Source organism: Agrobacterium tumefaciens, from assembly GCF_013318015.2.
GTDB lineage: Bacteria > Pseudomonadota > Alphaproteobacteria > Rhizobiales > Rhizobiaceae > Agrobacterium > Agrobacterium tumefaciens.
Map to the genome: position 1 here is coordinate 2,086,243 of NZ_CP115842.1, position 21,258 is coordinate 2,107,500.

General features: G+C 56.9%; 18 protein-coding genes. 13 read left to right on the forward strand and 5 right to left on the reverse strand.

Features of this window, described 5'->3' with window-relative positions:
- The first annotated feature begins 3 nt into the window (after positions 1 to 3).
- The 8 genes from tssI to G6L97_RS22945 all read left to right on the forward strand — a co-directional run bounded on the left by tssI (position 4) and on the right by G6L97_RS22945 (position 6,742).
- Positions 4 to 2,157, forward strand: a complete 2,154-nt coding sequence (tssI, locus tag G6L97_RS22910; RefSeq protein ID WP_127966610.1) for a type VI secretion system tip protein TssI/VgrG — start codon at positions 4 to 6, stop codon at positions 2,155 to 2,157.
- Positions 2,154 to 2,630: a hypothetical protein gene (locus G6L97_RS22915; RefSeq protein WP_139104368.1), complete on the forward strand. Its 477-nt coding sequence runs from the start codon at positions 2,154 to 2,156 to the stop codon at positions 2,628 to 2,630. The genes tssI and G6L97_RS22915 overlap by 4 nt, the downstream gene beginning before the upstream one ends.
- On the forward strand, positions 2,627 to 3,592 hold the full coding sequence (locus tag G6L97_RS22920) for a hypothetical protein (RefSeq protein ID WP_019566792.1): 966 nt from the start codon (positions 2,627 to 2,629) through the stop codon (positions 3,590 to 3,592). Before G6L97_RS22915 ends, G6L97_RS22920 begins: the two co-directional genes overlap by 4 nt.
- 6 nt (positions 3,593 to 3,598) lie before the next feature.
- Positions 3,599 to 4,132: a hypothetical protein gene (locus G6L97_RS22925; protein WP_174003859.1), complete on the forward strand. Its 534-nt coding sequence runs from the start codon at positions 3,599 to 3,601 to the stop codon at positions 4,130 to 4,132.
- Between the two features lie 127 nt (positions 4,133 to 4,259).
- Positions 4,260 to 4,526 carry a PAAR domain-containing protein gene (locus tag G6L97_RS22930; protein ID WP_020700639.1) on the forward strand — a complete coding sequence of 89 codons (267 nt, stop codon included), beginning with the start codon at positions 4,260 to 4,262 and terminating at the stop codon, positions 4,524 to 4,526.
- Between the two features lies 1 nt (position 4,527).
- Positions 4,528 to 5,745, forward strand: a complete 1,218-nt coding sequence (locus G6L97_RS22935) for a hypothetical protein (RefSeq protein WP_019566794.1) — start codon at positions 4,528 to 4,530, stop codon at positions 5,743 to 5,745.
- The gene (locus tag G6L97_RS22940; RefSeq protein ID WP_013760978.1) at positions 5,742 to 6,290 is read left to right on the forward strand and encodes a hypothetical protein; all 549 of its coding nucleotides are present in this window, start codon (positions 5,742 to 5,744) and stop codon (positions 6,288 to 6,290) included. Before G6L97_RS22935 ends, G6L97_RS22940 begins: the two co-directional genes overlap by 4 nt.
- Positions 6,291 to 6,292: 2 nt before the next feature.
- Positions 6,293 to 6,742, forward strand: a complete 450-nt coding sequence (locus tag G6L97_RS22945; protein WP_013760977.1) for a hypothetical protein — start codon at positions 6,293 to 6,295, stop codon at positions 6,740 to 6,742.
- A gap of 429 nt (positions 6,743 to 7,171) precedes the next feature.
- Here the strand turns inward: G6L97_RS22945 and G6L97_RS22950 are convergent, their stop codons facing one another.
- A complete protein-coding gene (locus G6L97_RS22950; protein ID WP_013760976.1) occupies positions 7,172 to 7,450 on the reverse strand; it encodes a hypothetical protein in 279 nt (92 codons plus the stop codon).
- A 397-nt stretch (positions 7,451 to 7,847) separates the two neighbouring features.
- Here G6L97_RS22950 and G6L97_RS22955 point away from each other — a divergent pair, with 397 nt between their 5' ends.
- Positions 7,848 to 8,648: a hypothetical protein gene (locus tag G6L97_RS22955; protein ID WP_233284974.1), complete on the forward strand. Its 801-nt coding sequence runs from the start codon at positions 7,848 to 7,850 to the stop codon at positions 8,646 to 8,648.
- A 39-nt stretch (positions 8,649 to 8,687) separates the two neighbouring features.
- Here G6L97_RS22955 and G6L97_RS22960 read toward each other — a convergent pair whose 3' ends face one another.
- Positions 8,688 to 10,673 carry a DKNYY domain-containing protein gene (locus G6L97_RS22960; RefSeq protein ID WP_174003863.1) on the reverse strand — a complete coding sequence of 662 codons (1,986 nt, stop codon included), beginning with the start codon at positions 10,671 to 10,673 and terminating at the stop codon, positions 8,688 to 8,690.
- 142 nt (positions 10,674 to 10,815) lie between these two features.
- Positions 10,816 to 11,913: a hypothetical protein gene (locus G6L97_RS22965; protein WP_233284975.1), complete on the reverse strand. Its 1,098-nt coding sequence runs from the start codon at positions 11,911 to 11,913 to the stop codon at positions 10,816 to 10,818.
- Positions 11,914 to 12,571: 658 nt separating this feature from the next.
- Here G6L97_RS22965 and istA point away from each other — a divergent pair.
- Together istA and istB are read left to right on the forward strand one after the other, a co-directional pair.
- Positions 12,572 to 14,125: an IS21 family transposase gene (gene istA, locus G6L97_RS22970; protein WP_174004805.1), complete on the forward strand. Its 1,554-nt coding sequence runs from the start codon at positions 12,572 to 12,574 to the stop codon at positions 14,123 to 14,125.
- A 17-nt stretch (positions 14,126 to 14,142) separates the two neighbouring features.
- Positions 14,143 to 14,919: an IS21-like element helper ATPase IstB gene (gene istB / locus G6L97_RS22975; protein ID WP_174004807.1), complete on the forward strand. Its 777-nt coding sequence runs from the start codon at positions 14,143 to 14,145 to the stop codon at positions 14,917 to 14,919.
- 46 nt (positions 14,920 to 14,965) lie between these two features.
- Here the strand turns inward: istB and G6L97_RS22980 are convergent, their stop codons facing one another.
- Positions 14,966 to 15,559: an MgtC/SapB family protein gene (locus G6L97_RS22980; RefSeq protein ID WP_272438507.1), complete on the reverse strand. Its 594-nt coding sequence runs from the start codon at positions 15,557 to 15,559 to the stop codon at positions 14,966 to 14,968.
- Between the two features lie 81 nt (positions 15,560 to 15,640).
- Positions 15,641 to 19,390, reverse strand: coding sequence for a Ti-type conjugative transfer relaxase TraA (traA, locus tag G6L97_RS22985; protein WP_174003880.1), 3,750 nt, complete (start codon positions 19,388 to 19,390; stop codon positions 15,641 to 15,643).
- A gap of 408 nt (positions 19,391 to 19,798) precedes the next feature.
- Between traA and G6L97_RS22990 the strand changes: the two genes are divergently transcribed.
- Together G6L97_RS22990 and G6L97_RS22995 are read left to right on the forward strand one after the other, a co-directional pair.
- Positions 19,799 to 20,725 (forward strand): nucleotidyltransferase and HEPN domain-containing protein, encoded by a 927-nt coding sequence (locus tag G6L97_RS22990; RefSeq protein WP_065705535.1) that lies wholly within the window; start codon positions 19,799 to 19,801, stop codon positions 20,723 to 20,725.
- Positions 20,726 to 20,912: 187 nt separating this feature from the next.
- Positions 20,913 to 21,221 carry an anti-sigma factor antagonist gene (locus tag G6L97_RS22995; RefSeq protein WP_065688621.1) on the forward strand — a complete coding sequence of 103 codons (309 nt, stop codon included), beginning with the start codon at positions 20,913 to 20,915 and terminating at the stop codon, positions 21,219 to 21,221.
- The last annotated feature ends 37 nt before the right edge of the window (positions 21,222 to 21,258 follow it).

The following is a 21,258-nucleotide window of genomic DNA, read 5'->3' on the forward strand; positions in this document are numbered from 1 at the left end:
TCCATGAACGACCAGTCGTCACTTTCTGATTTCGTTCAGGCAAGCCGCGTCCTCAAGGTCAAGTCGCCTTTGGGAGAGGATCAGCTTTTGCCGGAGCGTCTGACGGTCGAGGAAGGCGTATCGCAGCTCTTTGATATTTGCCTGACGGTGCGTGCCAAGAAGGAGGCGGTTAAGCCCGAGGAACTGATCGGGCGGCTGGTCGATGTTTCGCTCGAGATCAGCCAGGGCGAGGGTGAGGGCGGCGGTGTTCGCCGTCCCTTTAACGGCCTTGTAACAGAGCTCCATGAAGGTCCTCCGATCACGCGTGGATTGCGCTCTTACTCGATGACCATCCGGCCACAGATGTGGTTGCTTTCGCGGCGTTCCGATTGCCGCATCTGGATGGACAAGACGGCGGTCGATATCGTTGAGACGCTGTTTTCCGAACACGGAATTCCTGCTCCCGATACGTCAGGCATCATCTCGCCGCCGCCTGCACAGCACTACAGCGTGCAGTTTAACGAGACCGATCTGGATTATCTCACCCGCCGTTTCGAAGAGGATGGCCTGTTCTACTGGTTCAGCCACGAGGACGGTTCCCATAAGCTGCATGTTGCCGATAGCGCCAGCGGCTGGCTCGGGCCGTCTCCGGCTGCCCAGGGGGAGGGAACGGTGCGGCTGGCGCAGGGCTCGTCGGACCGCAACCACATCAATGACTGGGCACGGCGGTTCTCCTATGTCTCCGGCCAGCGGGCGGGCGCGGACTGGAATTTCGAGACGCCGGGCATGGTGCCTGGCACGATGACGCCGTCTCTGGTGCAAATGCCGGACGCGACGAAGCGCGAGCTCTACGAATATCCGGCCCGCATCAAGACGGTGGAAGAAGCGGAACGGGCGCAGAAACTGCGCACCCAGGCGATCGAGGCCGATCACGACCGGGTATTCGGATCGTCCACCTCACGCATTCTCGAACCCGGCCGTCGCTTTACGCCTTACGAGGTCGCCCATCCCGAACATGCCTATGAAGAGCATGTGATCATCAGGGCAAGCCACAGCATCGTTGATCTCTCCTATGAGACAAACAGCAACGAACCGGAATATCGCAATCACTTCGAGGCAATTCCGGCCCGCGTGCCGCTGACGCCCCATCGGTCAACAAAACGCCCGCGCATCGAAGGCACCCAGGTGGCGATCGTCGCTGGCCCGGAGGGTGAGGAAATCCACCCGGATCAGTATGGCCGCATCAAGCTGTGGTTCCCTTGGGATCGCAAGGCAAAGAAGGATGGTACGGATACGTGCTGGGTGCGGGTTGCGCAGAACTGGGCGGGCTCCACTTGGGGCGGCCAGATCATCCCGCGCATCGGCATGGAAGTGATGGTTGCATTTGTGGATGGCGATCCGGACCGGCCCCTGGTCACCGGCGTGGTGCCGAATGCGCGTCAGACAGTGCCTTATGAGCTGCCTGCCAACAAAACCAAGAGCACGTTCCGGACTAACACGCACAAAGGTTCGGGCTTCAACGAACTGACTTTCGAAGACGAGAATGGCCGCGAGGAAATTTACATTCACGCCCAGAAAGACCGCAACGAAAAAATCCGAAACAATCACAGCGAACGGATTGATAATAACTGGGTCCAGTCGGTTGGCCACAATAAGTCGATAGAGGTGCGCAACAACCACCACGAGGTTGTTGGTGGCAATATGATGGTTACAGTTGGGCCGAGCGGGATAGGAAGGGTCGTGAATTCGGTGCTGAATTCGCTTGTGAGCGGGATTGGCGACGTTGCAAAGAACCTCGGTTTTCCAGGGCTTCTCAATCCTGGCGAGGGCAATATGTCCGTCATCGTCGAGAAGAACAATACTGAGAGCGTGGGTGTGTTCAAAGCCGTCAACGTGGGGGCCGGAATGGCTACCAATGTCGGTATGTCCTACAGCGTCAACGCAGGAACACGTGTCAATCTCATGAGCAACGACACGATGTCGCTGTCTGCGCAAAACAGCGCGACCGTACATAGCGGGGGCGAATTGCACCTGACTTGCGGAAAGGCCAATGTTTTGATGCATGAGGATGGAACTGTCACGCTGAGCGGTACGAAGCTCTTTCTCGACTTTGAAGAGATCGAGATCAATGGCGAACAGCGTGTTGTCGTCAATGGCGGAAGGATAGATTTGAATTGAGAAGCAATATGACGAGAATCCTGGCCCCGGCATGTGTGATCCTTATGGCCTCCAGCTCTTTTTCCTTCGCAATTGAATGCGAAACCGATCCGGCCAAATTCGCCTTCACATCGGATACGCCATCCACCTTCAACATCGGAGAGAAGCAGGATGTTGACCGAGCCTATGCAGGGCTTGCGGCCGTTCTTGGGCCGTTAGACAGCTATACGAAAACGCGCATTTTCTATTCTAAAGGTTATGAGGACATCAGGGACTACGACTGTAGGGAAGAAAAGTGCCGAGCGATGGAGGTTCTCGAGGGGCTCCAGCAATGTGGCGCGGGCGGCATGGCCAAGAAGGACGCGTGTTATCCACTGGCGGTCGTTTACAAACAGAAGCTCTATTGCCTTCTTTATCCGGGACAGCAGAACTTCGATCCGTCGAAACCATTCGTACCCTATGTGCCATTCAAATACGGTCAGGCGGAGCAATGAGCGACAGCGCATTTCCCTATGGCAACGACCTGAAAACTCCCGACTCCTGGGCTGGATTGGCACATACCAAATCCCAGTCATGGCTGATTGGTTATGACAGTGGCGCATCTCTGATTCTTGGTGCGCACACCTTTCTGTTGTTCGGCCGGGAGAACTTGTGCGCCTGTGTCGCCTCGTTCTACGGGGCCGGCCTGTCAGCAGGTTACGGCATGTCCAATGCCGCCAAGCGCGTTGAACGCGGCGGCGGGCAGTCGATGAGGATCGGTCAGGGCGGCGGGGCTTCCGAACAACTCAAGACGATAGAGGATATGAAAACCGCAAAGGACATATCGGACATCCCGACAGCGGGAGACCAGTATGATTCCGCTGAAAAAATTTACCGTTTTCTTGCTGCGCAACAGAACGGAATGAGCGCTCTCAAACCGTTTTGTATCAACGATCTGGATTACACCATGGGGTGGGTCTCAGGGGCTTCTGTTGATGCGGCAATAGGGGTCGGGACATATTATCTTGCCGACGCCCGCAATCTTTTCAAAGGGGCGACGGCCCTCAATGTCAAGACCGAAGCCACCCTGGTTGGCGCGTCCCTGGGTTCCATGATTGGCTTTTGGCGAGTTAAAAAATGGTACTCGCTCTGGAACGAGTTGTCCCGGTCAAAACGCGAGGAATACCCATTCCAAGCCTACAACGTTCATCCATATTTCCGTGAATGGAAGTCGGAAGAATATACCTATCAAAAGCAGCTTGATCGTATCGCGGAACAGGACCGTATCATCAACTCGATCACTAGGGACATGCAGGTCAATCCCGCTAAATACGGTTTCCCTGATTCCGGCTATGCACTGCAGAGGTCGGTAGAAATGACCGAGAAATTCTATTCGGGTGCGCGTTCCCCTGACAGTAACCCGTTCATGCCTTGGGTGCCTATGGACAAGCAACATATATTCTATGAGGGGAGGTGAGGCCGGATGTTATCAAAGCCAGTGAAATTTGACGACGGATCTACGCCGGCGGGAATTTGGCTAGAGCTCCATTCCACCGAGCGCCAGTGGAAAAATACCTATGTACGCATGCTCAATGCGGGTGGCTCAAGCCGTGACATCGCGCTGAAAGCGATAAGAACCCAACATGAGCTGTTGACAAATCTATCACAATTCTCGGCCGACAGATGGAGAATGCTGTGCGATGGCCAAGGCTGGACACCGCTGGGCTGCTCCGCTCTGTCGTGGTGTCAGGGGGATGTGACCTTTTCCGAGGTCGCAGGACGCGGCAAAAGTTTGCATTGGAAGATCGACCCTGAAATCGGCAGCGATTTTGCTGCGCTTATGCTCAATCCCGCTATTGTTCCTGTAGATCTGAGTGCGCTTCTGCGCACCGAGGATGACGATTTTGCCGTTGCTCTTGCCTTGGCCTCGAAGCCCGAATGGCTCCCTGGATCGTTTGTCCCGCCGCAGGGAGCATGGCTTGGGTTACTGACACGCGCCATGCTTCAGGCGCGCTGAAAAGGGGATATAGCCGATGCCCAAAGCTCATCGCCGTGCCGATATAGGTTCATCCCATTCCTGCCATTTTCCACCCACACCGGCGACCGGGGGTAGTAATAATGTCTATGTGAATGGTCGGCCGCTGATGCGCGTCGGGGATGCCTATTTGCCGCATGGCTGCCCGTCTTGCCCGAAGCCCTCACATCCGCGGGCTCTGGCGGCTGGAGCATCCACCGTCTTCATCAACGGCAAGCGGGCCGGTCGAGTAGGCGATGCGATTGACTGTGGCGGCAATGCGCAAACCGGTTCGACCGACGTCTACATCGGCGACCGTGAGCCAAAGGGCGGCAGTGATGCAACCTCCTGCCAGGCAAGCATGGCCGCGCGGTCCGTTCCAACGGTTCGAGGATAAGATGCAGAGCCAGCTTAACGGCGGAGCGGAGGTGCCAGCGGTCGGTCAGGTTTATCTGAAACGCCTCTCCCGGATTGCGGACAGTTGCGACAGGCGAATCTATGCGGTGCTGGACGGAGCTCTCTTCGGTAACCTAACAGCGGATCTTTCGGCGGCTGGTTTGTGCCACAGGCCGCTCTATCGGTCGGCGGGTTCCAATTCGGCAATTGTGCTCGGCGGGCCGTGGCTCGTTTCACTTAGTCTTTCGCCGCCGGCCTCAAGTGCGCCGGATAGCTTGGTCGAGACGGCGGAGCCAAGCGACGAGGAACTGCAGGCGCTGGCAGCGAAACTGTCGAATGACATGGCGAAAGCAGTCGCCAATGGTGATGAAAGTGGCGGCGGCTTGATGCCAGCCGACGAGATCGATTTGCCTGGGCGGGTAAAGAGCAGAATAGAGGCCCTGCTCAAGCTTATCGCAGACAGGCCGGCTGTGGTATTCTGGGTCGGTGATCGCGGCCTTTCTGAGGAAACAATCTACAGGCATCTTCGTGGTATTAACCGCATCTTTCTGCCGCTTGAGCGAGACGCGCTCGCGGGATTGAGCGGTTCGGTTTCTGGAGAAGCCGGTGATATCTCCTTGGCGGCCGGCGATGCGCAAGAAGGGGCATCGTTCGCCCTTGATCTTGAAGAGGCGCGGGGTCGTAGCGAAATTGTTGTTTTCCGCCATGCCGACCCGAATGTCATGATGCAGGTGTTGCCGGCGCTTTCGCCGGAACAGGTGGTGCGCCTTATGGGCCCGGCCGAAGAAATCTACTTCGCTCCGGCCGAGGCATGGGGTGGGAACATCAAGCGCGCTCATCGACCGGTTGATGTCGTCGCGCAGGGCGGCATGTTGCGCCTGACTCCTGAGAATATCGAGGTCATCAGTGCATCGCGAATGCTCGCCGCGCGTCGCCGCCGAGTGACGGCCTTTCAAAGGTCCGCGCCGCACTTGCTACAAGGCATGGACGAGCGCGAAGCGCTCATATTCATGGAACGATATGAAACACAGGCACGAATTTACGGATTGAAAACCGAGCGCGGATTCTTTCAGTGGACCTACCTTATGAGCGCAAGCAACGGGCGCTTCATCGAAGCACCTGATATTCGCCAGAACCTCAGAGGCCGCAATCCTGACGCTCGGCTGGATGAAATGATGCGGCTGATGGCGAATGCGGCGAAAGAACGGGGGGGTGCATGACTGCCGTGGCTGCTGCTGGCGGGGAGGTTCTGCTTGGCCGTGCGGCTGCAGGCGTGGCAACGAGGCTCGGTGCCCGCGCCGCGCTCGGTTTTCTTGGGCCAGTTGGTGCAGCAATCGGCCTCGCCATGCTGGCCTATGAAGGTTACGAACTCTACAAAATGTACAATGAGAGCCATTCTGAACCCGCCGATGGCGAGGCGGGAAGCTGCACTGGGAACTGCGATTCGGCAAAGGCGGAAGAACAGAAGAAGCGGCAAGAGGAACTGGAGGATGAAGCGGGCGTCAGTCAACAGACAAAGGGTAAGACAAAACACGGCGAAAAGGATGGCGGTATGGCGGAAGCTGAACGCGACTTCGATTCCTTGAAACCGGGCAAGGAGAAAGGTATCGAAACACAATACGGGCCGGGCCGCACGGGGGAACTGGAAGACGGCAGCAAGGTTACCGTCCGTCCGGGAAGCTCTGACGGTCGTCCGACGTTGCAAATACGTAGGCCAAACGGTCGTCAGACCGAGATACGCTATAATGACGGACCTGGGGTTTAATTATGGACTTCATTGGAAAAGACTGCACGCTGGATCATCAGGCCATTCGAAACAGAAATTTCGCGGCGAGGATTTACCCCGAATTTCCAAGCGAGGAGGAAATCGCTCTCGTCGCCGCGCGTATCGGTAGTAACGAGATTGATTTCGCTGCTTACGAGTTCGGTCAGCCTCCGCGCCATTTTGCACCGCAACCGGTCGGGTTGGTGCTTGATGCACTGTTTGAAAATTCGCCCTATGGCCTTCTGATCCATTTTTCAGCTCATGATCTCTGGATCTGGGCGCCGGAGGATCACGAATACCTCGTTGTCTTTGGTGATACCAATCTGGTCAAGGCGATAGAACGAAGTGACATATTCTCATTCAGCTTTGCTGATTATCTGGGCAGTGGTGTTTTGTCGCAAGCGACGGTCACACATCTTCGCGGCGTAGCATCGAACTATACGATCGGGTAATGGCGGACGACCCCACTGAGGACTGATCACGGGTGTGCGGGAAGGGTCTGGGAATGTATTCGCTGGCCGGCACCTAGGTCGTCTACACGAAGAGCGGAACGAATGCGATCGCGAAGGTCAACGATTTGGACCTCGAGTTCAGCGTTTAAGCGCATCTTGCGGATTTGCGCAGCCAGAAGAGGCATTTGTATCCGCTTAACGTCGAGGTGGCTTTGAACAGCCCGCATGGCCACACGCAATCGCAGCGCTATACGCAGGCACGTCAAATTTAAACCTCGGCCTAAACCGAATGACTAAGATTGCCATTGCCTCCGCCCGCTTGCCGAACAAAATCGCATTGTCTTGGCACCGGTGAGGTGCTGCAGGGGGCTTGCCGAAACAGTCTGGTCGACGAGCAATGCCAAGGGCAACCTAAGCCTGGCGTTTCAGTTAAAGCAAAGAGACTACCATCATAGCCCAAACAAAGACGAGCATCGCGATGCAGGCTGGGCGGAACAGATAAAATCGCTGCCAGTTCGTGAGGCGGAGGTCGTTGTAGTGCATGGATCTGTCAAGTTTGACGTGATCCATGTTGCTGTCGACAGAAAAATCACCACCATTCTTCTTGTAGAAATTATACTCCCGAACCTGCGCGATAATCTGCTGCACAGCCAGAAGGCCAACCGCGATAAGAGCCGCAGAAAAAATGACGATCTCAAGTATCAGCAAGCGTTTCTCCTGTGCGATCGGTTGAAACGGCGACGTATCCGGGTTTGGATCAAATCGTGGGAGACGAAGTTTCAAATCGCTTCAATGGATGCAGTTGTTGTTTAAAACTACGCAATGTCGATTTTTTCGTCCAGTATCTGATAATGGTGTTGCGCGGTATTTCGGAGAGGTGAGAGATGGAAGTCCGCAAGCTCGATGCGGACACAGGGATAAACTGTCATGTGACGTCCTACATGACGGCATCAGATAGTGCCGGAAGAAAGTTGCTCAGGTGGTTGTAGAGAAAGGCAAGCAGACTGTAGATCCTTCTCGGAAGGCACTTGCACCGAGGCTGTATGCGATCCTGGCACGGTCAGCGAGAACAGGTGTCATATTTCGGCGCGGCCCGAGCCGGCTGGTGCAGCTCATTCGCTGGGACTTGCGCACCGACACTTTTGAACATGGTCAATGGTTGAAGGGACGGGTCTACGAGAGACGCTGCGATCTTTCTCCGTCCGGAGAACTTCTGGTCTACTTCGCGGCCACAAATCGCCCGCCCTACGCGAGCTGGACGGCCATATCGAAGCCGCCATTCTTCACCGCACTGACGCTTTGGCCAAAAGGAGACGCGTGGGGAGGAGGCGGTGTTTTCGAGGACGAGAACAAACTGCTTCTCAACCATCCGTTTGACGATAACCGCGTCTCGTTCGCTCCAGGTTTTCGATTGAAGCGAGGCATGCAAGTGGACCCGTGCGGTATATTGTCGGGACGTGGAGAGGACGAGCCCATCAGCGGCTACATACTTGCGCGTGACGGTTGGCGTGTGATCGACGCCGGTGAGGGGCAAACCAATGGCCTGAAGGCCTCGACCTTTTACAGCTTCAACAAGCCGCGTGTCCTGCAAAAACCGGGTGCAAACGGCCGGAGCCTTCAGATGGTTCTTCATTCGATCGGTCGCAGTCAAAAGGCGTGGTACGGACTGGACTACCGCGTGTTTGACCGGGACGGAACATTGCTTGTCGACCTTCCGGAAACGGATTGGGCAGACTGGGATGGCGGCGATCTGGTGTTTGCACGCGGCGGGTGCCTCTATAGGCTGGCAAAAAGCGACTTCCGATCCGGTAATGTCATGCCTATTGAGTCTTCCTCGCGCCTGCATGACTTCAACGGCGCAGGTTTCACCGCCCTGGCACCTCCGCACGCCGCTCGTCACTACTGACGCACCCAGCCTCGGGGGAGCTTTGATATCAGGCATTACTCATCCACTTGTATCTTCGGGTCGTAACCGCCTTACGATGCCACCGGAAACGTGGAGCTGTGTGTCGCCCACCCGGACCGCGTAGAGGCCGGCTAGCTCGACTTCGCCCGGTTCAATATCCTCAATGAGCAGCAGTCCTGTATCGGTCATCGCGTAAACATGCCGTGCGTCAACTGCGAATACACGGTTGAGGAAATGCAAAATGGCTGGATCGATTCCAGGAATCTTTTTGCGATAACTGCCTCCGAACAGCATCTCGCCGTTCGCATCAATCAGAAGCTGATCGTTGACACCACGCGCTGTGGCGGGATTGACCTTGCCGGGCCGGCTGATGGGCTTCCCGCGATAAAGCAGGGTATCGCCCATCCGTGCAAAGGAAAAGCCGAGCGATTCCACCGCTGCGGGATTGTCGATGCCGCGCTTGCGCACACCTTCAACGATCAGCCCTTTTGCGTCACGAGCATAGGCGCCGCCCAAAACCTCGAAGCTCGCCATGTCGATTTTGACGACAGCAAGCTCTGGTAAAGGTGCTGTACTGTCGATGTAATAGGCCTGCTGCTTGTCTTTGAACCATGGGCCGTCGAGCTTTTCGAAGCTAGCGGGATCGGCTTTCTCAATGGGCTCCATCCCGTAATGTTCGAGGCCGGGCAAGAAGTAGCGCAGGCCGTGCCGATCCTGCCCGAACACATCAACGATGTGTCGGAAGCTGTCGTGGTCGAAATGATCGAGTGAGACCCATTCGGCTTCCTGCGGACGCTGTGGCCTAACCAGAATCCGGCGTCCATCGCTGTAATAGAGACCGCCGATCGGTACTGGCTCATTCCCCACAGACGCGCTTACCGCACGGCGTGCCTTCTCCCGGTGCCACCAGCTGTCGGCAATCTCGGGATGGTTCTCGAAATAGCCGCTCCAAGACCCAAATTCTGCCGAGACTGATTGAGGTTGCCCTGCATAGTACGGCCGCTCGCTGTCATAAGCGCGATACTGACCTGCTTCTGATGCGCAGACAAAACTCTCTCGGTCCGCGTCGGGAATCAGGCTCTTCTCCCAATAGACATGCTTCCTGTCAGCGAAATATCTGCCTTCGTCGCCGATGGAATGGAAACTGGCCGCATCCGCGCCTTCAATCGCGACCCCGTAAGCATAGACTTTGCGACTGTCCTTTGCGTAGTGACTCTCTTCGATACGGATGCCCGGTTTCTGGCCGCTGCCGTAATAATAGCTGACGATCCCGAATGTACCCGGCTCCTCGGTGGGAAGGCGCAAGTTGGTAATGTAATAACCGGCGGCCTTGTCGACACCATAACGTTGATTCAGAACGGTGAAGCTGTCTGGATCGGCGCCGCGCGCTGAGAACCAGAAAAGCTTCGTTGGTGTCTCGCCCTGGCCGTAGACATGTCTATCGTCGCAAAACCAGCGGTCACCAAGCTGTCGAAAGGTGAAGGGGTCTACCCCGGACAACGGGACGCCCTTGCGGTCGCGGATTGGTGCGCCGTCCACATAGACCTGATGGCCATTGTGGATATAGCGGATGGTCGGGAATCGTCTTTCTCCGATGTAATGCGCGACCCAGTCGACATTGGCGAAGGGGCCGATACGAGGATTAGCTTCGACTGCCCGCCGCAAAGCCGCAAGCTCTGTGCGCATGCTGAAGGGTTCTGTTACCGATAGGCCGATGCCGTCATTCCCCGTCAGACGCTGGAAAAGCGCCCGATCCTGCTCGGGTTCGGGAAGTCCGTCCCGCCTGAACGCGGCCGCAACCCAATTTGTATTGGCGTAATGAAGTTGGCTGTAGCGCTCTTGGAACCGTTGCCAGCGCGCGGGATCTATGTTGAGACGCTCGAATATCTGTGACGCAGCATATCCGGCCTCGGCAAAAAGAGTGGCCGCATACCAATGGGCATAGGGTAGTGGGAAAAGTTCAGTCAGCTTAGTTCCGCCCAAGTCCGCTCCGATCTGTGGTGTCAATGCCAGCCGTGGTTCCAAGCCGGTTTACCTGTCTATCTTGCGCCATTTTTTGCGGCTCAAAATACCAGAAGGAAACAGGCTTTTTTTACTTTAAGAAAATACCCTATTTTGATGTTTTTTCTACATTTTGTGCGCTTTGGTTCTTTATCTGCGCGGGACCTTATTGCTGCGTTGTTACCATGGCTTGTCGGACGATATCGTAGACAGTAAGAGCTGGAAGACGGGAAAAGAAGTTGCTGTTATCGGCGGCGGAGGGCCACGCTGACCAAAGGGTGAGTACATGCAGGCGCCCATTCCGCCATATGACGGTCGCATCTATATCGCCGCTGTCCTGACCTTTTTTGTCTGTCACTGAAAACCGGAAGGTGCGTGCGGGGATTCCCTGTTTTGCAAGCAGACTGTCTTCCTCACTCGATATCAGTGCGGGTGGCCGGGCATCAGGTGTCTGCCTGACAAAGTAATCCCTCACGATCGTGGCTCCGGCCATTTCCAGGTCCGGTTTTTCCTTCATGTCCTGAACGAGCAGCCATATCAGGCCAACATCTCTTCCGCCCTTGCGCCTGATCATGTGCAACTCGGCCGGCAAAGCGCCATGAAAATCGTTGATCGGTATTTCCCACTGGTCCGGGATGCGGAGTGCGATCCGCTCGTTGGCTATCCGAACAGGAACCGATTGCAGCTCCTCCCCAAAGCTTGATTCTTCTCCATTTTCCCATGAGAGGCTGTCAATGAACGCAACGGCATACTTGTCAGCCCGAACTACCAGATCATAAGCCGCGTCAGCATCCGCCGCGTTGCTGACATCTGCAACGAAATTTATGCCCAGCGCCTGCTTCCCGCGAGAGAAGCAATAGCTGATAAGGGCGCTATGTGGTTCGCCGCTCTGATCCTTGGTGCCCAGAAGCATAGCTTCTGTCAGGTCCGATGCAACTTTTGAGACGCGCGTTGTGTATCCAGCAGTGTCTGCCTGGTAAGTGCAGATCCGGAACGCTGCCGATGGCGCCTGCAGATTGTACCCGATAAAGGTCGTCTCGATTTTCGGACTGGACGAATCTGAAGTTATTTTTCCGATGACTTTCACATTACCGATTGTGCCAGGCTCCGTCGGACTCATTGGTACGGTTTCGACCGTAGCATTTGGGGAAAGCGTCCCTTCAAGATTGAGGGCTGGCGCTGAGAAATCGAATTTTCTCATCACCGGTACGGCATTTTGAACGGCACTATCGTTATCCTGTGCAAAACCGGTTCCGGCGAACATCGTAACGGCGACCGAAGTTGCGACAAGCACACATGCAAAAGACCGGCATTTCTCTCCGTGTACCATCCGCTCCCCGGTCAACATCAAAAATTATAATTGTGCCTAACCGTGCAATGAAAAGTACAGCGACACAACCTCTGAGTTTAGACTGGTGAAGACTCTCATGGAAACAGCATTGGAAAAAGCGCCAGACGGCCGAAATCGTGACAGCTCTCAAAAATCTCCGAGAACAGATGTCAAGGGAATGTGATGTTCGTGTGCGCGAACATGGCGGCTATGGCGTTGTCGTTGAACCGGCCCTGGCGTCTCCAAACTACGTGAAGGTGCAGTAAAGAATGTTTGGCGACAAGCTAAGAGATTGCGCAAGAACGCTCATGACTTCGTCGTTAACGTCGTCACCTGAAATAGTGACATCAATGGTGATGGTCCTATCCAGTGAATTGACGCGCGGTGCGAGTGATGTGACTGCTAGTTGATGGTCACGCTGCGTGTTTCACTAATCTCGGGACAGCGCTTCCGGTAATTCGCGGACAGCGATTTCAGTAAATACGGGACAGCGATTCCGCTAATTCCGAGACAGTCTCGGATGCAGATTTAGGTCGATTTTCGCAAGCGCCGTTCTGGCAGATTGCCTCCTCATCATCGGTTGAGAGGGGCCATGCCAAGACGGAAGCAAGCGAGACGAACGACAGTGAAAGACATTCGATCGATACTGCGGCTGACGCATGAACAGGGCCTTTCGGTTCGCGCCGTTTCGGAACGCCTGAAGATCAGCAAAACCTCTGTGGCGACGTATCTGCTGCGAGCGAAGGAGACCGGCCTTTCGGTCTGGCCGTTACCTGCGGGTCTCGATGACGATGCCGCGCTGGAGCGACATCTCTTCCGGCGGGTTGGTCGACCGCCACAAGACCTGGTCGAGCCGGATTGGCGGTCCGTTTCTGCCGAGCTGAAGCGCAAGGGTGTGACGCTGACGCTGCTGTGGCAGGAATACAGGGCGAGCCATCCCGACGGCTACGGCTACACATGGTTCTGCGACCGTTTTGCCGCCTTCGAACGCCGCGCTCACGCAACCTTCCGCAACCGCCATGAGGCGGGCGCGGTGATGCAGACGGATTACGCCGGCCACACCATCCCCATCACCGACCCTTCGACCGGCGTCATCCACTCTGCGCAAATCTTCGTGGCGATGCTTCCCGCCTCGTCACTGACATTCGCTTATGCCAGCTTCAGCCAGAAACTGCCGGACTGGATCGAGGGTCAGGAACGCGCACTGAGCTTCTTCGGCGGCGTCCCGAAGGCGATCGTGTGCGACAATCTGAAGGCAGGCGTTGCCAAGGCTCTGTGGTTCGAGCCCACGCTCAACGCCACCTTCGCTGCCATGGCCGAACATTATGATACGACCATCCTGCCGACCAGAAGCCGCAAGCCGCGTGACAAAGCCAAGGTCGAAGGCGCCGTGCTGATCGTCGAGCGTTGGATACTGGCTCGCCTCAGAAACCGGCGCTTCTTCAGCGTGTCTGATCTAAACGCCGCGATCTCGGTTCTGCTTGACGACTTGAACAACCGCCCGATGCGCCATATCGGCAAGTCGCGCCGAGATCTGTTCGAGGAGGTGGAGAGAAAGGCGCTTGCGCCGCTGCCAGCGACGCCATTCGACTATGCGGAATGGAAATCGGCAAAGGTCCATCCCGATTACCACGTCGAAGTCGACAAGACATTCTACTCTGTGCCGCATCGCTTGATCGGCCGACAAGTTGATGTGCGTCTTACCCATCGGGTGGTCGAGATATTCCTCGATCACAAGCGGATTGCCAGCCATATCAGGCGTTCTCAGCGATCCGGGCATGTCACAATCAACGAGCACATGCCCAAATCCCACCAGCGTTATGCCAACACGACGCCGGCATCACTTTTGAACCAAGCCGCAAGGATCGGGGTGAACACTGCCATTCTGGTCGAGCGGGTGATGCGCGATCGTCCTCATCCCGAACAGGGATATCGCTCGGCTTTCGGCATTCTGTCCCTTGCCCGCCGTTATGAGACGGATCGCCTGGAAGCGGCTTGTGAGCGGGCGCTGGTCATAAACTCCATCACCTATTCCTCTGTCGCCGCCATTCTCAAATCCGGTCTCGATCGGACCAAACCCCAGATCGATTCGGCAAAACCCACCCCGCCGCACACCAACATCCGCGGTGGCTCCTATTACCAGTGAAGGAAAAGGAAAGACCCATGCTGACACATCCAACTCTTGAACAGATGCAGGCCCTTGGCCTTGCCGGAATGGCAACGGCCTATCGCGAACTTGCCGCTCAGAACAACAGCAGCGATCTCAGCCGTGACGAGTGGCTTGGCCTGATGCTTGATCGGGAAACGGCTCTGCGATCCGACAAGCGCCTGACCAACCGGCTTGCAGCTTCAAAGCTCCGCTTTCCCGATGCCTGCATCGAGAACATCGACTTTGCCGCTCATCGTGGTCTCGACCGCCGCAACACTTTGTCGCTTGCGCAAGGGGCATGGCTGAAGGCGCATGAGAATATGATCATCACAGGCCAGACCGGCACGGGAAAAACCTGGCTTGCCTGCGCCTTCGGTCGCCAAGCTGCCCGGCTCGATCATTCCATCCTGTATCTGCGCATGCCGCGTCTGTTCGAAGACCTTAGCCTTGCCAGGCTCGACGGTCGCTTTCCACGGCTGGTCGATAAACTCGCCCGCGTCCCGTTGCTGATCCTCGACGACTGGGGAACGCACACGCTCACCGATCAACAGCGCCTCGACTTGTTGGAAATCTTCGAGGAACGCTATCGCCGGAAATCGACGCTCATCACCGCGCAGCTTCCCGTCGCCCAGTGGCACGACATGATAGGAGAACCGACAATAGCAGACGCAATCCTCGATCGGATCATCCACAATGCGCACCGCATTGCCCTTGAAGGCGACAGCATGCGACGGCAAAAAACACCATCCCACTTGACCGGCGCTGAAAACGGAGAAATCAATCTCTCATGACTTCAACCAGGCAGGCGAAAATCGACCACATCATGCTGTCCCGGAATTAGTGAAACCACTGTCCGCGATTTACTGAAACGACTGTCCCGTTCTCCCGAAATACGCAGTCACGCGTTTGGCTCATCAAACTCGACCGGACCTCGGTTTCGCTTTCCGTGGTCGTGCGGACCTCAACCCTACGACGTTGTGACTCGACTGGGTGTTGTGGAACAAAGCGCTCGATGAGCCGAACAACTCTGGGGGAGGTTATGTTGATCAGCAAGATCAGAAGCGTTGCCTCAGCAGCCTCGAAAATTTCTCCATAACCCGCAAGGACGCCGATCGCTCCCGTAGCCCATATTGTCGCCGACGTGCTCAACCCGCGAATGTTGAGGCCGGTGCGCATGATCAGTCCTGCGCCAAGGAAGCCTATCCCCGTCACCACCTGGCCGCCCATGCGGATATCCTCGTTAACTTCGAGGATGGCGGGCAGGGCGCAGGCCGCTGGGCTACTTGGGCTTCGTGTGACCCAATTTCGTGGGGGCCCTCTGTAGGCAGGCTGGAGTGTACCCCGTTTCGCCGGACAGCTCGGCTTGTTTGATTCAGTCCTGATGAACTGCTGAGGGAAGCCGTCTCGAGCGCTGACCGGTGATAGGTGCATCGGGACGCCTAGGAAATCTGGAAGCGTGGCGCACTTTTGGGGTGACCTATTAAAGGACGCCAATGTTGTCGTCGGCACGCACTATCGGCTCAATCCAAGCCCCTGAGACCGGTTCAGCTGCTGTCTCAACGCGTGGTCATGGCTAAGCTCGGCATGGCGTGTACGATGCACCATGCGGGCGATTGTGTTGATCTGCTCGGCCTGCTTTGCGAGCTCCGTGCGTGCCTCGAGTTCCTTGGCGAACCTGCGGGGATCAGAACTACCAAACCGCCGCGTGAGCGCGTTAGCGACCAGCTTTGCCTCATCGAGCGCGGCACGGCCCTCAGCTGACGAGCGCAGCTCCGCTATAAACTGGCTCCGCTTCTCGACCGGCATCTTTTCCACGTTGGCACTGATTTCGGCGCTGCGCGGCGTGAGGCCGGGCACCTCGATTACATCACGCTGCTCACGCTGCCATTGTTCGCTCTGACGTTCTTCGCCAAGCCGGCGCTGCCATGCCTCGGAGACATAGCCGATATGGGCAGAGAGAGATCTGGCGTATTGTAGTGCCTCTTTCCGCTCCGTGTTGTTTCCGAACAGACCTGACTTGCCGCGCAGCTCTCCGAAGCGCTCAGGCTGCTCGGCCATGGCCTTTGCCATGATTTTTCCGTTGCCTTCCTTCTCGGTCATCGCGGTGCGCAGTCTTGCCGCGACTTCGACCGGATCACGGAACACGTGCCGCGCGAGAGATTCTACCGTATCGAATCTGTGATCGATGACTGACATCGCTTTTTCCCGGGCTACCTCTTCGATGCTGCGGTCGTGACGCGTGATCGCTGGCACCAGCGGAGCTTGCTTACCGGGTTCCATCAGCGATTGTTGGACTACAGTTTCTGTGGGGGCAGGGACGGTGCCGTCTTGCGACATGAGCTCGGACCACCGGATGCGGCGATAGCCTTTGTTGTTCTCAGCCCTGGGCTGATCTTCGCGGTGAACAGGGCCGGCCAGATCGCCGGCACGTTCCTCGTAAACCTGCTGACGTTCTGATGGCCGGCCCTGCTGCTCCCGTTGCAGATGGGCCGCACGGGACAAGACCTCTTGACGCCCATCTTTGGCGGAAGCAAGTTCAATCTCGCTTCTCACCCCAAACTCTTGCCCGATCCGTTGGTCGCTTAAGATCCATGGGTCGCTTGCGATCCCCGGGTCGCTTGCGATCCCGCGCCGCTCGGCAAAGTCGCTGATGTAATCCAGGGTGGTTTCCTTCGCGCCGGAACGCGACAGGCGGTTTGCCAGCTCCTGGTAGGCGAGTTCATCACCCCTTACGACACGCCACGTATTGCACTCGGCCTTTGTGCCGTCCGGAAGCGTGACAGGCGTGGCGCCTTCATGCCGGAGGCCAATCCTGTCCCCGATCTTTGGCGATGCATCTCGCATGGCCCGCTCGAGATCGACGCCCCACACGGTATGCCGCTCGCCCTTGTCATTCTCCAGCGTCACAAAATAGCTGTCGCGTGATTGCGGATTATGTTCGTAGGACGCAATGCCGTGATCAACCAGCCGGCCCGCCTTGGCGAACTCCTTGATGTCGGCATAGAGTTGCACGCTGTCGCGGTGCCTGGTCATGGCAACATAGGTCAGATGCCGGTCCATGGTACTCGACGCCAGCACAAAAGCGCGATCGACCGTCGCCCCCTGGTTTTTATGGATCGTTGTCGCATAGCCGTGGTCGATCGCCTGGTAGCTGTCCGTGGGAATGCTGACACTGTCGCCGCCTCGGCCATCGAGCCGGGCGATGATCTTGTTTGGCTCCACATGCTCGACCGTGCCGAGCATGCCGTTTTTGACGCCGAGGTCGCGGTTGTTTTCGAGAAAGATGATCCGGTCACCGGGGCCGAAGGCGCGTTTGCCGTTATTGGTCTGGAAGGTGAGTTCGCGACCGGCCTCACCATCCCCACGGTCAACATCGTCGCCCAGCCCGTGGCTGCGCTCCAGCCTTTGTCTGTTCTGAAGCTCGGAGCGGATGGCGGCATTGAGGGCTCGCACATCGGCTCGGCGATGCGCCATGGCAACCCGGGTGCCGTCGGTAGGCTTCTCACTGTCGGCAAGATAATCACGCACGATCTTTGCCATCGCCTTGTCGCGGCTGTCCGCAAAGTGGATGGCGCCGTGATCGCGATAGGCGGCGAGGCCCTCGGCTGTCTTGTGGGTCGCAAAGGCAACCGATGCCTGTCTCTGCCAATCCTGGCGCTGGCGGCGTATCCCGGAAAGTTCGACGTGGCCGATCTGCTCGGCGATCGCCCTGAAGGGTGCACCGGCCCCGATGGCCTGGAGCTGCTCATGGTCGCCGACAAGAACGATCTTTGCGCCGCGCTCTTCCACTTCTCCGATGGACCGGGCAAGCTGACGGCTCCCGACCATGCCGGCCTCGTCAATGACAAACACGTCACCGCGTCCGATCAGATCCCGGCCATGGTCCCAACTGTAAGACCATGACGCCAGGGTGCGGCTCGGGATACCGGAACTTTCCTCAAGACCCTCGGCTGCCTTTCCGGCCAGCGCTGCACCATGGACCTGATAGCCTTGAGCCTCCCACGCCTCGCGAGCGGCTGCAAGCATGGTGGACTTTCCAGCACCGGCAAACCCGACCACAGCGGCGATGCATTCTGGACCTGTAATATGCTCGATCGCATGACGCTGTTCGTCGGACAATCCCGCTGACGGATCGCTCGCAGCCGACGGTCCGCCGGAGCTTCTCCGGAGAGCGTTATCCTGCCTCTCCATCGCACGCTCGACATGGCGAGGATCGACACCATGGGACTGCGCCTGATGCAACCGTTCCGCCGATCGCGCCATGCGCAGTTCCAGATCGATCATGTCGCGCGTCGAATAGCGCGCTTTGGAAACTTCGCCTGTCTCGGCATCGATGCGCTCAGCCTGAAGTTCCACGAGCGCTGGTGATGCCATGACAGCCGCAAAGGCGTTCTGGAATGTCTGTGCGTCATTATTGATGTAGCGATGCAAGGTTTTGGCGATATCGTGTCGATCGAACACGCTCTTCTCATGGCTGATCAGTGTCAGAACCTGTTCGGGTTTTTGGCGGATCAGCTCGGCATTTTGCCGTGCTGCCTCGTCATCCAGCCGCCCGCGCTCGACGGCCATTCCTTGCTGCTGCATCTGCGACGCATGCACGCCCATATGTTCGGTCGGCGACAACTCAAGGCCGCGCTGCGCATGCGAGCGATGATCGATGCGAACATCCAGACCTTCGCGTTGAAGCTGACGGTTGGCAATGCCTTCCCATGACTGCCGGATATCGCGAAGCTGCATGTCGGTCGTCGCCATGCCGTTTGCCAGCAGCCGTGCGTTGTTGTGCTCAAGAACAGTCTTCTCGCCAAGGCCGGCTTTGCCAACCTGTCGCGTCGTCATCAGAACATGCGCATGGTAGTTCCTGATATCACCATGCTCGCTTGGCGAATGGATTGCAAAATCCACGGCCGCGCCATAGCGGTTTGCCAGATCCTGGGCAAAGGCGCGTGCAGCCTTAAGTCGCCCCTCTGGTGAAAGCTCATGCGGAAGCGCGATTTCGAATTCGCGGGCGACGCGGGCGTCCTTTCGCTTTTCTGCAAACTCGGCAGCATTCCACAATTTCGAGCGATCCAAAGCCCAGTCGGCAGACACGCCTTGCGGCAGCACGATCTCACTATGCGCCACACCCTCTTTCCGGGTGAAGTCATGCACAAGGCCATCGCGTTGATTGACGAGAAGAACAGCACAACGGTAGGCGGCAGATGCCACAGCGCTGCGACCGGATGAGCGCGAGACAGGTTTCGTGCTGAGATGATAAATCGCCAAACGAAATCTCCGATACGCAAACGGGGAGACCAAACGCTCAAACGCGCCGCAAGTCGTAAGTGCGCCCTTGTCTGTTTACCGGTGGCGAGGCTAGCAACATCGAACGGGCATTTCGACTACTAAAAGTAGTAGTCGCCAACTGGCAATTGCTCGTGTTTGAATAGGCATGCAAACGCATCATTCCGGGGAGGGCGATAGGCGCAGGTCGATCGCACGACTGATCGGGGAGAAGGGAGGAGTGGAGGAAGACATTGCAGGCGCGGCTCGACATAGAGGAGTGCGCGCAGGCAACCCGCCGGAAGAATTTGCGTGCAGGAGACAGGCATTTGATTGGCGGCTGCCAAAAATCGGAGTTTCAAAGAAGTTTACAATGGACCATACAGGATACCGCCCAGAAACGGAGCAGACATGAAGACCAGCCTTGAACATTTGCCGGAACGAAAGCAACGCGAGCTTGCGCGCGTCGTCGGAATTATCCAGGAAGAGTTTGCTGATCTGGTGGAACGCTCGAAGTCCGACGCCAAGAAGGATGGACGGATTTTCAAAATCATTCTGTTCGGTTCTTATGCGCGCGGCACCTGGGTGGATGAGCCGCATACGTCGAAAGGCTACCGCTCGGATTTCGACATTCTCGTCATCGTCAGCAACAAGGAACTTGCCGATCCCAAATACTGGGACAAGACAACAGACCGGCTGATGTGGGACAAGGAGATCGAGACACCCGTCGGCCTTATCGTGCATGGCGCCCGCGAGATCAGCAACTTTTTGAATGATGGCCAACCCTTCTTTGTCGATCTCGCACGTGAAGGCATCGTGCTTTACGAATTCGACGATAGGCCGCTGGCTGAACCGAAACCGCTCAGACCTGCCGATGCACTAAGGGTGGCAGAGGAGCATTTTGAAAAGCAGTTCAAAAATGCAGCGGGATTTCTCGAAGGCGTCGGTTTTTACCTGAAGTCAGGATACCTCAATCTAGCAGCCTTTACGCTCCATCAGGCAGTGGAGACCGCCTACAACTGCTACCTCCTGACACTGACAAACTATTCGCCTGCGTCGCACAATCTCAAATTCCTGCGTGGACTTTCCGAAGGTCGTGATCACCGTTTGATCGACATCTGGCCGCGCGATCGTCAGCGATTTACCACATGGTACAACATCCTCAATGAGGCCTACGTCAAGGCACGCTATTCGAAGCGTTTCGAGGTTTCCGAAGAGGCGCTCACCTGGCTTCAGGAGCGGACCGGGGAACTTCATAAGCTGGTTGAGACGCTCTGCCGCGAGCACATCGAAAAGCTCGAACAGACCGCAGGACAAGCCGCAAATTCCAGCGACTGAGATTCACGGGTTAGCACAAAGTCTCCTGTGCTCAGGTGACGGCGACTACAGCCTCATGAACCATAAGGTCCAACCTACTCTCGCAATCGCTATGTCGATCTCCTCATAGAAACTGGTCTGTCTTCCAGGAGCAAAGCCGCGGTCAACAGCGGCAGTTCCGGTGCGACCGCAATCGAAAGGAACAATCGTGGCAAGGAAAACAATCGAACAGCGCCTGGCTGAACTGGATGCGCAACGTTCCGCCCTCAAGGCCCGTCTCTCGAAAACCGAGCGCAACAACGATATGCGCCGCAAGGTCCTGATCGGCTCGCTCGTTCTGCATCACCTGGAGACCGCGAATGATCAGGAGTTTAAGCAACAGCTCGATGACTGGCTGCGCCGCGAACTGCCGGGCTTTCTGACGCGCGACAATGACAAGGCGCTGTTTGACGATCTGATCGGACAAGGACTGCCGGGCACGGGAGTGGGTGGCGACAGCGGGCAGGGCGCTCCATGAACCGGTTGCGACTTTCTCGGGACGCATTCAAGAACAT